13 protein-coding genes are annotated in these 13,290 nt (G+C 41.9%); 9 read left to right on the top strand and 4 right to left on the bottom strand.

The annotated features are described in order from the left end of the window. Nucleotides 1-16 precede the first annotated feature (16 nt). From GR929_RS06025 to GR929_RS05995, 7 genes are all read left to right on the top strand, one after another. Nucleotides 17-1,237 carry an ABC transporter permease gene (locus GR929_RS06025; protein ID WP_159518039.1) on the top strand — a complete coding sequence of 407 codons (1,221 nt, stop codon included), beginning with the start codon at nucleotides 17-19 and terminating at the stop codon, nucleotides 1,235-1,237. 18 nt (nucleotides 1,238-1,255) lie between these two features. Further along, nucleotides 1,256-2,476, top strand: a complete 1,221-nt coding sequence (locus GR929_RS06020) for an ABC transporter permease (RefSeq protein ID WP_159518038.1) — start codon at nucleotides 1,256-1,258, stop codon at nucleotides 2,474-2,476. Nucleotides 2,477-2,517: 41 nt separating this feature from the next. Then, nucleotides 2,518-3,207 (top strand): ABC transporter ATP-binding protein, encoded by a 690-nt coding sequence (locus GR929_RS06015; RefSeq protein WP_159518037.1) that lies wholly within the window; start codon nucleotides 2,518-2,520, stop codon nucleotides 3,205-3,207. 2 nt (nucleotides 3,208-3,209) lie between these two features. Then, nucleotides 3,210-3,872, top strand: coding sequence for a CAP domain-containing protein (locus GR929_RS06010; protein WP_159518036.1), 663 nt, complete (start codon nucleotides 3,210-3,212; stop codon nucleotides 3,870-3,872). 24 nt (nucleotides 3,873-3,896) lie between these two features. Continuing rightward, entirely contained in the window at nucleotides 3,897-5,063 is a 1,167-nt protein-coding gene (locus GR929_RS06005; protein ID WP_159518035.1) for a hypothetical protein, read from the top strand. An 89-nt stretch (nucleotides 5,064-5,152) separates the two neighbouring features. Continuing rightward, nucleotides 5,153-6,370, top strand: coding sequence for a tRNA 2-thiouridine(34) synthase MnmA (mnmA, locus tag GR929_RS06000; RefSeq protein WP_262886040.1), 1,218 nt, complete (start codon nucleotides 5,153-5,155; stop codon nucleotides 6,368-6,370). Nucleotides 6,371-6,533: 163 nt separating this feature from the next. Next, nucleotides 6,534-7,547, top strand: coding sequence for a dihydroorotate dehydrogenase-like protein (locus tag GR929_RS05995; RefSeq protein ID WP_159518033.1), 1,014 nt, complete (start codon nucleotides 6,534-6,536; stop codon nucleotides 7,545-7,547). An 84-nt stretch (nucleotides 7,548-7,631) separates the two neighbouring features. On the opposite strand, the gene GR929_RS05990 is transcribed toward GR929_RS05995, so the two are convergent. Further along, a complete protein-coding gene (locus tag GR929_RS05990) occupies nucleotides 7,632-8,945 on the bottom strand; it encodes a DEAD/DEAH box helicase (RefSeq protein WP_159518032.1) in 1,314 nt (437 codons plus the stop codon). Nucleotides 8,946-9,051: 106 nt separating this feature from the next. Here GR929_RS05990 and rlmF point away from each other — a divergent pair, with 106 nt between their 5' ends. Then, complete coding sequence (gene rlmF / locus GR929_RS05985; protein ID WP_159518031.1) at nucleotides 9,052-10,011, top strand: 23S rRNA (adenine(1618)-N(6))-methyltransferase RlmF; 960 nt, start codon at nucleotides 9,052-9,054, stop codon at nucleotides 10,009-10,011. Nucleotides 10,012-10,019: 8 nt separating this feature from the next. On the opposite strand, the gene GR929_RS05980 is transcribed toward rlmF, so the two are convergent. The 3 genes from GR929_RS05980 to GR929_RS05970 are packed head-to-tail and all read right to left on the bottom strand — an operon-like array spanning nucleotide 10,020 to nucleotide 12,687. After that, the gene (locus GR929_RS05980) at nucleotides 10,020-10,475 is read right to left on the bottom strand and encodes a 3-oxoacyl-ACP synthase (protein ID WP_159518030.1); all 456 of its coding nucleotides are present in this window, start codon (nucleotides 10,473-10,475) and stop codon (nucleotides 10,020-10,022) included. Nucleotides 10,476-10,534: 59 nt separating this feature from the next. Next, nucleotides 10,535-11,716 (bottom strand): SpoIIE family protein phosphatase, encoded by a 1,182-nt coding sequence (locus GR929_RS05975; protein ID WP_159518029.1) that lies wholly within the window; start codon nucleotides 11,714-11,716, stop codon nucleotides 10,535-10,537. Next, the gene (locus GR929_RS05970) at nucleotides 11,716-12,687 is read right to left on the bottom strand and encodes a PAS domain-containing protein (protein WP_159518028.1); all 972 of its coding nucleotides are present in this window, start codon (nucleotides 12,685-12,687) and stop codon (nucleotides 11,716-11,718) included. The genes GR929_RS05975 and GR929_RS05970 overlap by 1 nt, the downstream gene beginning before the upstream one ends. 256 nt (nucleotides 12,688-12,943) lie before the next feature. On the opposite strand from GR929_RS05970, the gene GR929_RS05965 reads away from it, so the two are divergent. Beyond that, entirely contained in the window at nucleotides 12,944-13,288 is a 345-nt protein-coding gene (locus GR929_RS05965) for a hypothetical protein (RefSeq protein ID WP_159518027.1), read from the top strand. The last annotated feature ends 2 nt before the right edge of the window (nucleotides 13,289-13,290 follow it).

Below are 13,290 nucleotides of genomic sequence, written 5' to 3'. Positions count from 1 at the left end.
CTTAACTCAGATCGTGATGAAAACAAATTTAAAATTAGCCTGGCGAAATATCTGGAGAAACCGAAGAAGAACATTGATCACGGTTGCATCTATTTTTTTTGGTGTTTTGCTCAGTACATTCATGACATCGATGCAGGAAGGCACCTATTCGAAAATGATCGACAATGTGGTCAGTTTCTATTCCGGTTACATCCAAATTCATCAAAACGATTATTGGGATAATAAAACCATTGAATACACCTTTCAACCTAACGACTCGTTAATTCAGGTTCTCCAGGAAAATCAGGAAATAACCAGCTACGTCCCCAGACTGGAATCATTTACGCTCATGTCCTATGAGAATAGCACAAAAGGAGCAGCCTTAATTGGCATTGATCCAACGAAAGAAAATCAGATGACTAATTTGTCTCGTTGGGTTGAAAAAGGCCAATACCTGAAACAAGGAGATGATGGAATCCTATTGCCCGTAAACCTGGCCAAGAACCTTGGCGTTAATCTGAACGACACCTTGGTTTTAATCAGCCAAGGCTACCATGGAGCTAGTGCTGCAGCCTTATTTCCGGTAAAAGGAATTCTCAAATTCCCCTCCCCTGCAATGAATAATCTTGGTGGATATATTGATATAAAAGCTGCTCAGGAATTCTTTTCAGTGCCGGAAAAACTCACCTCCCTGGTGCTCATGATTGACGATTATTCAAAAGTCAATCAAATCAAGCATCAACTGCAAACAGAGTTAAAAGATCGTTACGAAATTATGACTTGGGACGAAATGGATCCGGTGACTAAAAATATGATTGAAGCTGATCGTTCAGGAGCTTACCTGACCAAGGGAATCCTTTATGCACTTGTCGGCTTTGGCATATTTGGAACGGTAATTATGATGATTGCCGAACGCCGGAAAGAAATGGGAATCATGATTGCAATAGGCATGCAAAAAAGCAGGCTGAGCAAAATCCTTTTCTACGAAACAACGCTAATTGGTTTGATTGGTGTTATCTTCGGATTCGCCATTTCATTACCGTTTATTATCTACCTGGTTTATCATCCTATTCCTCTTACGGGAGAAGCAGCAAAAGCTTACGAACAGTTTGGACTGGAGGCAGTCATGTACTTTTCAGCAAAATGGTTCATTTTCGCGCGCCAAGTATTGGTCATCTTCATTTTAACCATGGTGGTCTACCTCTATCCATTATTTAAAACCTACCGTTTAAAGCTGACCGAAGCACTTCATTCATAACCTAAAAAAACTGAAATCATGATACTAGCAGTTGCCTGGAGAAACATTTGGCGCAATAAAACCAGAAGCCTTGTCATCCTAATTGCCATTTGCCTGGGCTTGGCTTCCGGCATTTTTTACATGGCTTTTTATAAAGGCATGGTCGTTCAACGGATCAATACAGCCATAAAAACCGAGGCTTCACACATTCAGGTTCACCACAAAGAATATTTGAATAATCCGGATAAAAAATTCGTCATTTCAAATACAGACTCAACAGTACAAATCATCCGCTCTAATGAGCATGTAAAAGCGATTAGCAGCCGGGTGATTATAAACACCATGGCGCAATCGGCAAAAACCGGTACCGGTGTTAAAATAACAGGTATTAATCCTGAAGATGAAAAGCAAGTGACCAACCTTTCAACCAAACTAATTGAAGGAACTTACTTTGAAGAAGTGAAACGAAACCCGATTGTAATTGGTGAAGAACTAGCGAACAAGCTAAACGTCAAATTGAAGTCGAAAGTGGTCGTCACCTTACAAGATATGCAAGGAAATTTAACCGGTGCAGCCTTTAAGGTTGAAGGTATTTTCCGAACATCAAACACGGCTTTTGATAAAGCCAGCGTATTTGTTCGGAAATCGGATATCAGCCGAATTATGCAGTTGGATAATCAGGCCAGTCACGAAATTGCAATTTTGCTGGATAACAACGAAAATCTAGCATCAACAAATACATCATTGACCGAGGAGTTATCAACACTGGATGTAAAAACGTGGCGTGAAATCATGCCTGAAGTTAGTCTGGTTGAAAGCAGCTTTGGAATAACCATGTTTGTTTTTATCGGCATCATTTTACTCGCCCTGCTTTTTGGCATTATTAATACCATGTTAATGGCTGTTTTAGAACGAAAAAAAGAATTGGGAATGTTAATGGCTGTTGGCTTAAATAAGACGAGGGTTTTCACCATGATCTTACTCGAAACAGTCATGCTTTCTCTAGTTGGAGGATTGTTCGGAATTGCATTGGGATGGCTCCTTACGTTCTATTTTGGCTACCAGGGAATTGATTTGGGAACCTGGTCAACAGCCTACGAATCGATGGGATTCGACACGCTGGTTTATACCCAATTGCCATTTTATGTTTCCATGCAAATCGCACTAATGGTCATCGTTACCGGAATTATTGCGGCGATCTATCCGGCCACGAAAGCACTTAAATTAAAACCGGCCGAAGCCATTCGTATTGACCTTTAACAATTTCCATGAAAAGGCTTAACAACTAAAATCCGATTATCATGAACGTTATAGAAGTAAAAGACCTGAAAAAAGTATACAACAGCACCGAAGTAAAAGTAAACGCACTAAATGGCATCGATTTGACCATTGAAAAAGGAGAATTTACAGCGATTGTCGGACCATCCGGTTCGGGGAAAACAACTTTTCTGAATATGCTTGGGGGACTCGACTCACCAACCAGTGGTGATATTAATATTGGAGGCACCGAGATTGGAAAACTGAGCTCATCAAAATTGATTGACTTCAGGCTACAAAACATCGGTTTTGTATTTCAGGCTTACAACCTGATACCGGTTTTAACAGCACTCGAAAATGTGGAATTCATCATGCAAATGCAAGGAGTGGATAAAAAACAACGGCAGCAGCGCGCCAAAGATCTACTCATCCAAGTCGGACTTGGCGACCGGATTAACAGTCGGCCTTCGAAACTTTCAGGAGGTCAGCAACAGCGCGTGGCGGTTGCCCGTGCACTGGCATCAAAACCAACCTTTGTGTTAGCCGATGAGCCAACTGCCAACCTCGATTCCAAGTCAACAGAGAATTTGCTAAGCATGATGGAAGAACTCAATAAGCAAGAGAAAATCACGTTTATATTTAGCACACACGATCAACGCGTAGTGAACAAAGCCCATCGAGTGATCACACTTGAAGATGGAAAAATAATTAGCGACGATCGAAAAAACGAATAATCATGAGTCAACGTATTTTTCCCATTTTCTTCCTGTTTTATATCAGCCTGTTCGCATTCAATGCCGAAGCACAACCGAACAATCAACTCATCCAGCGTGCTGATTATCTCAGTGCTTTCGAAAAACAAGTGTTAATTGAACTGAACAAGGTGCGGGCAAACCCGGCAAAATACGCTGAAGAAAATCTGGAACCGCTATTAAAAGCTTTTGATGGTCGATTATTCATCTGGCCGGGGACTATTCCAATAAAAACCCACGAAGGAAAAAAAGCACTGATTGAGTGCATTCGTGTCATGAAAAAACAAAAGCCACTGCCCTTACTTTCTCCTTCGGAGGGCCTGAGCAAGGCTGCCAACATTTTAGTAAAAGAACAGCAACAAACCAGCGCTATTGGTCATACCGGACGCCGAGGCTCCAACCCGCAAACACGAGTAGAACAGCTTGGAGATTGGAAAGGCAAGCTTGCAGAAAATATCACTTATGGTAACAACTCGCCTTTCCGGGTGGTTGTCAACTTACTCATTGATGATGGTGTTCCCTCCAGAAACCACCGGGAAAATATTCTGGATACGGCATTTCGCACCATTGGAATTGCTGCCGGAGATCATCCAAAATACACCAAGATGTGCGTCATGGAAATGGCTGGCGGTTTTCAATCAAAATAAAGAATTGATAAAAAAACGAACGCGATGAAACATTTTTACACGCTTCTGCTATTCCTCCTGTTTACGGTTTCGGCTTTCGCCCAAGAAAGAAACTGGACATTAAATGGCTACATCAAAGAACTGTTTATGTACTACACACCCGAGCAACAAATTCCGGGTTTGAACTTAGATCACCTCACTACAAACACGATACATAACCGACTCAATTTTAAGTGGTATGCCAGCAATGAAATTACCGTGGTGGCAGAAATGCGCAATCGCATTTTGTTCGGCAGTCTTGTAAAAAAATTCCCGGACTATCAGTCAACTGTAGATATTGACAATGGTTATTTCGACCTGTCGTTTATCCCAATAGACGGAAACGGTTGGTTTATGCACTCCATGTTCGACCGAGCTTATATTGATTGGATTTCGGGCAACTGGCAGGTTCGTGCAGGCCGCCAGCGTGTTAACTGGGGAATTAATCTGGTGTGGAATCCCAATGACGTGTTCAACTCCTTTTCTTATTTTGATTTCGATTATGAAGAGCGTCCGGGAACCGATGCGCTGAGAGTACAGTATTACACCGGTATGACTTCATCAGCAGAGCTGGTCTATAAAATTGGGCCAAACGAAAATGAGATGGCCTTGGCCGGGCTTTATCATTTCTCTCAATGGAGCTACGACTTTCAATTTATTGGAGGATGGGTTGGAGCTGACTATATGATTGGCGCAGGATGGGCTGGCGATATTCGAGGTGCGGGATTTCGGGGAGAGATCAATCACTTCGTGCCCAGAGAAAACAGTTCAGGCTCTGAAAAAGCGACCGTTGCATCAATTTCTGCCGACTACACTTTTCCGAGTTCCCTTTACTTCCACACAAGTGTGCTGTACAATAGCCACGGAAAAAAGGGAAATGCTGGGGGAATTGATCCTTTCTTCAACAATCAGCTGTCAGCCAAATACCTTTCGTTTGCACAATATTCGTTGTTCGCACAGTGCTCCTACTCCGTTACGCCATTGCTTTCCACAAGCATTTCCGGCATTGTCAACCCCAATGATGGCTCGTGGTATTTTGGCCCATCACTAACTTATTCGCTGCAAAACAACCTGGAATTGATGGCCACCAGCCAGCTCTTTTTTGGAAAGGACGGCTCCGAGTTTGGCGACATCGGGCAATTGCTGTTTGCCCGTTTGAAGTGGAGTTTCTAGTAAGACGAAAACTTCCCGAAAAGTTACTGTGTTTTACCCACCGAATCCTGCTTTCAATCGGCAGAATACAACAATTGTCAATCTGAAAAATTCCTCCTACTTTTGTCGCTCAATTATTGGATAAAATGGGTAAAAAAGTAGTTATCGGGCTTTCAGGCGGAGTTGATTCCAGTGTAGCAGCGTACCTGTTAAAGCAACAGGGATACGATGTAATTGCACTGTTTATGGTGAACTGGCACGACCGGACGGGTGCCATTACAGGACACTGTACCTGGGAAGACGATGCCATGATTGCTGAAATGGTGGCAAAAAAACTCGATATGCCTTTTCATATTGTTGACCTGAGCAAAGACTACAAAACGCGGGTGGTCGATTACATGTTTGACGAATATAGCAAAGGACGCACCCCAAACCCCGACGTACTTTGTAACCGCGAAATCAAGTTCGACATTTTTATGGATGAGTGCCTGAAGTTTGGTGCTGACTATGTTGCCACCGGACACTATTGCCAGAAAACAGAGTTCGAGCAAGATGGAAAAATGACCTACCAACTTTTGGCTGGTGAAGACAACAACAAAGACCAAAGCTATTTTCTGTGCCAGTTAAACCAAAACCAATTAAGTAAGGCTCTTTTCCCAATTGGTCATATCGACAAACCCGAAGTTCGTAGAATTGCTGCTGAGCAGGATTTGCCTACGGCAGCCCGCAAAGATTCGCAGGGAATTTGCTTTGTCGGAAAAGTTGATCTACCTACTTTTCTGCAACAACAACTGGAGCCAAAAACCGGAAATGTAATTGAAGTGCCGGGAGAGTTTATGGCCAAAAAGAAATCGGTTGAAAAAACACCGGATAACTTCAAAAAACTATGTTTTGCTTACCCCTACAAACCGTGGAATGGCAAAGTAATTGGAGAGCACCGTGGCGCGCACTTTTACACGGTAGGTCAACGAAAAGGACTGAACATAGGAGGACACGACGAACCTCTGTTTGTGCTCGGAACGGATGTCAATCGCAACATTATTTACGTAGGGGAAGGCACTGAACATCCCGGGTTGTATCGTCCCGGATTATTTATTTCCAGTGAAGAAATCCACTGGATTCGTGAAGACCTGAAAATGGAGCTTGGTGAAAACCGTGACTATGACGTGCGAATTCGCTATCGCCAACCACTCGAAAAAGCGACACTTTATCAGCAAGAAGAAGGAATTTATATCCTTTTTGAAAATGAACAACGAGGAATTACCGCCGGTCAGTTCGCAGCTTGGTATAATGGTAAGGAGTTGATCGGATCGGGCGTTATCAGCTAGACTTTCCACCTGAATTAATCCTGTCTTAGCGATCCACCAAAAGCTTAACCTTTTTTATATTGTAGATAATCAGTCATTTGATTAACTTTACTCGCAGACGCTTGAACAAAAGCGGAACTTAAGGAGTTTAACTAATCAGAAAACAACCTGTAAAATCAATATTATGGCAGATTTATCAACCACCTACATGGGGCTAAAACTGAAGAACCCATTAGTTTTAGGAGCTAGTAACCTGGTCAATAAGCCGGAAGTAATTCAACAACTGGAGAAAGCTGGAATAGGTGCTATTGTATACAAATCTTTATTTGAGGAGCAAATCCAACTAGAGTCTGCTCAGCTTGACGACGAGCTTCATGAATATGAAGAACGTCATGCAGAAATGACAAGCATTTTTCCTGATATGGAGCACGCCGGACCAAAGGAACACCTCTTCAATGTAAAAACACTAAAAGAAAATACCACGGTACCAATTATCGCCAGTTTAAATGCGATTTACGAAACATCGTGGGTCGAGTACGCTAAAGAACTAGAGAAGACCGGAGTTGATGTTTTGGAAATTAATCTTTACGCAACTCCCGGATATTTTGAAGTCGCTGGAGAAGGTATTGAAGACAAGCAAATACAAATAGTAAAAAGCGTTAAAAAGGCAGTTAAGATTCCGGTAAGTGTAAAACTAAGTCCATTTTACACGAACACTCTTAACTTTATCAAGAAATTAGATGAGGCCGGAGTTGATGGTTTTGTGATTTTCAATCGCTTTTTCCAACCCGACATTGACATCCAGGAAGAACTATTTCATTATCCGTGGGATTTAAGTCAGGAAAAAGATTTTCAGCTTTCACTGCGATATGCCGGTTTACTCTATGGAAATATTGATGCTAGTGTTTGCGCAAGCCGCGGTATTTCAAGCTCCGAAGATGTGATCAAAATGTTATTGGCAGGAGCTGATGTGGTTCAGGTAGTATCGGCGATTTACCGCAACCAACCACCATTTGTCGAAAAAGTGTTGACTGACTTATCAGCATGGATGGATAAAAAAGGCTATAAATCGCTGAATGATTTCCGCGGAAAACTTTCTCGTAAAAATCTGAAAGATCCATTCGCCTATCAACGAGCACAATATGTTGATATTTTGATGAAATCAGAAGAGGTCTTCAAAAAATACCCAATGGTTTAAGAATTGCTTAATTGTAACTGGAATAGATCCTGAAAAGGCTTTGGATAATTTATCCGAAGCCTTTTTTTATTAATTATTAAAAAATCAGGAAACGATTGAAATCCTGATCTTTTTATTTTTCAGTCTACAGCCGTCCAGCAATTCAATTAGTTGTTTCGATTGGCTGGCATGCACGCCAACAAACGCACAATCCTGTTTAAGCTCAATAATCCCTAACTGCTCTTTGTTGAGTTTACCTTGTTTGAAAAATAAGCCGGCAATATCTCCTTTCGATATTTTGTCTTTTCGCCCTCCGGAGATAAATAAAGTCGTCCATGCAGATTTATTTAAAAGAGGTGCTTCCCGAAGTCTTTCAATGCCAACCGCCCCCAGGTAGTCAGGTAATTCCTCTCGTTCCCAGTGAAGAATATAGGCTGTTCCATCGTTAAACATTCGCGCTGTTCGGCCATTCCGGTGGGTAAATTCATCTTTCCGCCTTGGCAGTTGATAATGCATAATAAATTTGATCTCAGGAACATCAATTCCTCGGGCAGCCAGGTCGGTTGCAATCAACAATTGATGTGTGCCGTTTCTAAATTGAATAAGCGCCCGTTCGCGATCCATCTGCTCCATTCCCCCATAAAAGCAGCCGTGCCTGATTTTCTTTTCATTTAGGAAATCACTCACTCGCTGAATCGTATCTTTAAAGTTGCAAAAAATAATTCCCGGCTGATTTCCAATATGACACAAAGCTTTAAACAGTACCTCCAGTTTGTCTTTATCAGGTGAAAGTATTTTTTTGATTTTAAGCTGGGAGCTTTTTTCACCCAGATAATTTAAATTGACCGGATCTTTCAATCCCACAAAAGCCGGGATGTCCACTTTTTGAGTCGCCGAAGTCAGAATCTTCTTTTCCACCATCGGGAGCATTCGCAAAATCTCACGCATTTCATCTTCAAAACCAATTTCCAACGATTTATCAAACTCATCGAGCACCAATGTTTTGATACGGTCGGTAGAAAAGGTTTCGCGCCGCAAATGGTCGGCCACACGACCCGGCGTACCAACCAACACTGCCGGACGATGCTTTAGCTCCAGTTTATCTTTTGAAAATGAAGTGCCTCCGTAAACAGCATTGGTTTTATAGCCAGCGCCCATTTCGCGAAGCACTTGTTCAATCTGAATCGCCAACTCGCGCGATGGCGCCAAAATTAAAGTCTGAATTTCATCACAATCCCGCTTCAATTCTGCAACAAGGGGCAACAAAAAGGCCAATGTTTTTCCGGTTCCGGTGGGCGACAGTAAAACGACTTCAGCATTGGAGTGGATTGCTAATTGAGCCTCTTCCTGCATTGGGTTCAATTGCTCAATATTCAGCTTATCCAGTATATTTTTTTGATTTTTAATCGATTTTGACATGTGACAAAGATAGGTTTATTTTAAGAGCTAATGAGTCATCGGTCGTTCTGGTTTTATTTCATTCGAACAAATAAAAGTAAATTTGTCGCGTCCTAAATTTATGATCATGGTTAAAAAGAAGATTCATCCTACAATAAAGTCGAAACTGCACCCTCGCAACAAAAATCGTGAGCGTTACGAATTTAAACAACTGATTGCTGTTTGTCCTGAACTGAACGAATTTGTAAGAGAAAACCCTTATGGTGATGAATCGATTGATTTCTCAGATGCAAAAGCAGTAAAAATACTAAACACGGCCATACTAAAAAGCCACTACGGACTCGGATATTGGGATATTCCGGCGAATTACCTGTGCCCTCCAATACCGGGACGAGCAGACTACATTCACTATGCTGCCGACATCCTGAGCAACTGCAACGCTGGTAAAATTCCGACAGGCTCCTCCATCAACTGTTTAGATGTTGGCGTTGGTGCCAACTGCATTTACCCAATTATTGGAAGCATGGAGTACGGATGGAATTTTGTGGGTGCTGATATTGATCCGACAGCAATTGATTCGGCCACCAGAATTGTAAATCAAAATCCAGCACTAACCGAACGAGTCACTTTACGATTGCAAGCCAACCCGAAAAACATTTTTACCGGAATCATCCAATCCAATGAACGGTTTGACCTGACCGTTTGTAACCCACCTTTTCATGCATCAGCTGCTGAAGCACAAGCCGGAACTCTTCGTAAACTCAGCAAGCTCAACACACAAAAAGCAAAAAGTCCGAAGCTAAACTTTGGCGGACAAAGTAATGAGTTGTGGTGCGAAGGCGGTGAAGTTGCCTTCCTGAAAACGATGATTCATGAAAGTAAGCAATTTGCAAAAACATGCTCTTGGTTTACGAGTTTAGTATCAAAAAGCGAACGGCTCCCGCTCATATACAAATTCTTAAAACAGATTGATGCCACCGAAGTACAAACCATCAGCATGGGGCAAGGTAATAAAGTCAGCCGGATAATAGCATGGACATTTCTTTCAAAAGTTGAGCAGAAAGAGTGGATCCAGAGATGGAAATAAGTTATAACCTAATAAATGGCTTCAATCAAAATCGTCTTCCCGTTAAACAAAACCTGTTCGCCAACTTTTCCTCTCGATAGCGCCTGGCCGATCGGCGAAACCATTGACAAACAAAAGTAATCCGAGGACTGCACATGAACCTTTCCCAATGCAACCGATAGAAAATAGTTCCCTTGATTACAAATTACCAGGCTACCAAATTCTACTTGTGTATGTATTTTCGAAGGATCAATTCGTGCCAAGTCACTTTTCAAAGCTTGAAACTTGCTCAACTGAGCCTGAAATTTATTCAATTCTTGTTGGATCATTTCCCGCCCGGTTTCATATTTATCGCCGGCACTGCTTTTGGTATCGCTATCGCGTGACTCTTTTGCCGATTCTATTTCCGATAATGTTGTGCCAATTCGTTCATCCAACAATTGGGAGAGTTCTGCCAACAGCAATGCCTTTATTTCCTTATTCATTTCTGATTTATCTTCTGGATTTTAAACGGGCTGAATTCAATCCTCCCTAACAATGCTCATTAGACCAACTCTAAAGTTACATTCTTTAAAAAACGTTCTTCCAGTAAACGAACCACCCGTTTTACAACAAACTTGCGTATCTCAAGCTCAATTGGCTGCTCCGGATCCTGATGAGCCCAATTAATTCGAGTACCTACAATAATGTGAATAATATCGTGCTCCAGCAACAATTTCACCACTTCTTCCGGCGGGCTGTTTCCCAAGCGGGTTTCACGGGTGTAGTTTTCAAGAACTTCCTCCACTTTTCCCATCGTCAACACGCCCTCCGTCACCATTTCAAAACCTTCCATTTCGGCCGCCGGAGGAATCGACTCTCCAGCATACCGATGCTGGATATTGACTTCCAAACCCAGTTCGCGGGCAATAATTTCAGCAGTTGTACCACCACATATAATTTTCTTGCCCGGGAACTCTGTCACTCGTTTCACAAAATCCACATCTTTAATTTTATAGAACGGAGGTCCCGTTATCAGCATAAACTCTCGGGGTTTTCGAAAGTGAACAATGCCACAACTGGTATCATCCTTCAAATTAAATCCATCATTCATGGCAGCCTGGTTTAAAATCTTCCGTGCCAGACGAGTAGCCGAAATTTTATTTTCGCGGGAAATCTGCCTTTTTGCAAACTCATGCACCTGCTCTATTCCCCAGCCCATCGGATATTTTTTACCCCCCAACCCACTTTGGACAACTCCATCGGTCATAAAAATAATCCGGTCGCCTTTAATCGGTGTGAACTCTCGGATACGCAAAATTTTGCCTACATTCTCTTCTCCCCTGATATTTACTTCAATTTCGTTAGGCGAAAAGTATTCGCCTTTGCGGAAAATTAAAGTTGGTGGATTATCATAATTCACGATCCGAACCAATCCATCTACTTCAATTTCAATAATCGTGAATGTGGCGTAGCTTTCTTTTCCATCGCTGCTGCGAGGCAAAGCACGCATAAAAACCTTGGCTGCCACATCAGGTTCCGTGTGTAAGGAGGAATAGCTTAAAGCCATTGAAGCCGTTAATGTGGCTAAAACATTCGCCCTTACACCATGTCCAATTCCATCAGACAAAACCATAATTACACGACCTTCTTCCTTAATTCGACGGGTGTAAAACACATCACCACAAACTACCTCACCTTTAGGTAGTTGCTGTTGAATATCAACATCAAAGTGATAATCAGCCATTAGTTGTCGTCCTCCCCATATTTATACGATTGAATAATGGAGTTGAGTAATTCCTCCGTTTGAGCCGCATTTTCACCCAACAAAAAAGCAATCTTTTGCACGGTATCCAGATTTTGCTTGTTCACGCGTTGTGCCCGGCTAATGATTTCCTCCCTGACTAACAAAGGAGCTGACATATCTCGAATCAATGCCCCAACAACTCTATTTTTGTAGATCGAAATCACCGAAACATGCAACAAGCGGTTTTGTATTTTCAGATCGCGTTCCAACATATTTTCGCCTGAGACCATTAACGAAGCGAACATTTTAAAAACCACCTCCGGAATTAGTGAACTGAGTTCGGCTCCTTGCAATCCGGGTATTGTATCATACAGTTCTTCCAACTCTTCCCCAAACAGGCGTGCGAATCCCTGGTTTGAATCAATGACCTTAAAATCCTGATCTACGATAATGACTCCAGCTCTGATTTTGTGCATCATTGCAGATGCAATAACGGAAGCTTCCTGGGCTTGTTCCAGATTTCGTTCTGCCTTCTTCCGATCAGTTATATCGAGGATCGAACCGACGATGCCGATAATTTCATTCTCATCATTTCGAATCACAGCTTTGTTGAAAATCACATCGTGCATTGATCCGTCCGATAAACGAAACTTAGTTTCATAGCTCTGATCAACCGGCGTTTCAAATAACTCTTGATCACGCCGGGCATACATTTCAGCAATATCCGTCGGCTGAACGTCAAACACCGTTTTGCCAATGATCTCTTCCTTTTTTAAGCCTATAAAATTCTCATGTGCTTTGTTGGTGGCTTTATATATGCCGTTGATATCGCGATAGAAAATCGGGATCGGTAAAGCATCAATAATTTTCTGATGCAAATCCGGATACTGAATCATATCCGAATGAAAAGACTGGTCATCATATATCATTGTCGTTGGTATTGGATAATTAGCTAATTCTTCATTGATCATTGTAGGTTGGCTACGAGACAGTTGTCATTACGACTAACGACTTAATTTTGGTTTTCACTTACCAATCACTGTTACTTCTACCTGTCCACTGTGCCTGAACACGGCACCGTCCTCCCACTACCGCTAAATTAAAAATTAAAAACTGAAAAGGCTTATTTCAAATCAATCTAAATTTGAGGTTTAAATGCATTATGTAGACGAAATTTTGTTCCATTTCGAACTTTTCGGTGATCTTTGCAAAAATCTTTACAAGAACATGCAAGTCAGTCAAATCTGCGAACTTTTATCTGCCACAATCATCTGTGGAAATAAGTATTCATCAGCAACGATAGAGCGAGGGTACAGCTCTGATTTAATGAGTGATGTCCTGACACTGGACACCGACAATCTGCTCCTGATTACCGGATTGTGTAATTTACAAACGATCCGCACATCTGAGATGGCAGACATCAAATTCATTGTGTTTGTGCGCAATAAGAAATTAAACGATGAGATGCTTGCGCTTGCTAAAGAAAATAACATGTGCATTTTGGAATCGCCATTCACGCTATTTAAAGCCAGTGGTCTGTTGTACCAGGCAGGACTAAAACCAGTTTATTGAAT

The sequence above is a fragment of the Sunxiuqinia indica genome (assembly GCF_009847015.1).
In the GTDB taxonomy this organism is placed as follows: domain Bacteria; phylum Bacteroidota; class Bacteroidia; order Bacteroidales; family Prolixibacteraceae; genus Sunxiuqinia; species Sunxiuqinia indica.
The sequence above is the reverse complement of the archived record's forward strand: the minus strand, read 5'-3'. Positions and strand labels throughout refer to the sequence as shown.

What these genes read in the sequence shown, in the direction of transcription:
- GR929_RS06025 (WP_159518039.1), top strand. Translation starts at nt 17, where the DNA reads ATGAAAACAAATTTAAAATTAGCCTGGCGAAATATCTGGAGAAACCGA.
- GR929_RS06020 (WP_159518038.1), top strand. Translation starts at nt 1,256, where the DNA reads ATGATACTAGCAGTTGCCTGGAGAAACATTTGGCGCAATAAAACCAGA.
- GR929_RS06015 (WP_159518037.1), top strand. Translation starts at nt 2,518, where the DNA reads ATGAACGTTATAGAAGTAAAAGACCTGAAAAAAGTATACAACAGCACC.
- GR929_RS06010 (WP_159518036.1), top strand. Translation starts at nt 3,210, where the DNA reads ATGAGTCAACGTATTTTTCCCATTTTCTTCCTGTTTTATATCAGCCTG.
- GR929_RS06005 (WP_159518035.1), top strand. Translation starts at nt 3,897, where the DNA reads ATGAAACATTTTTACACGCTTCTGCTATTCCTCCTGTTTACGGTTTCG.
- GR929_RS05995 (WP_159518033.1), top strand. Translation starts at nt 6,534, where the DNA reads ATGGCAGATTTATCAACCACCTACATGGGGCTAAAACTGAAGAACCCA.
- GR929_RS05990 (WP_159518032.1), bottom strand. Translation starts at nt 8,945, where the DNA reads ATGTCAAAATCGATTAAAAATCAAAAAAATATACTGGATAAGCTGAAT.
- rlmF (WP_159518031.1), top strand. Translation starts at nt 9,052, where the DNA reads ATGGTTAAAAAGAAGATTCATCCTACAATAAAGTCGAAACTGCACCCT.
- GR929_RS05980 (WP_159518030.1), bottom strand. Translation starts at nt 10,475, where the DNA reads ATGAATAAGGAAATAAAGGCATTGCTGTTGGCAGAACTCTCCCAATTG.
- GR929_RS05975 (WP_159518029.1), bottom strand. Translation starts at nt 11,716, where the DNA reads ATGGCTGATTATCACTTTGATGTTGATATTCAACAGCAACTACCTAAA.
- GR929_RS05970 (WP_159518028.1), bottom strand. Translation starts at nt 12,687, where the DNA reads ATGATCAATGAAGAATTAGCTAATTATCCAATACCAACGACAATGATA.
- GR929_RS05965 (WP_159518027.1), top strand. Translation starts at nt 12,944, where the DNA reads ATGCAAGTCAGTCAAATCTGCGAACTTTTATCTGCCACAATCATCTGT.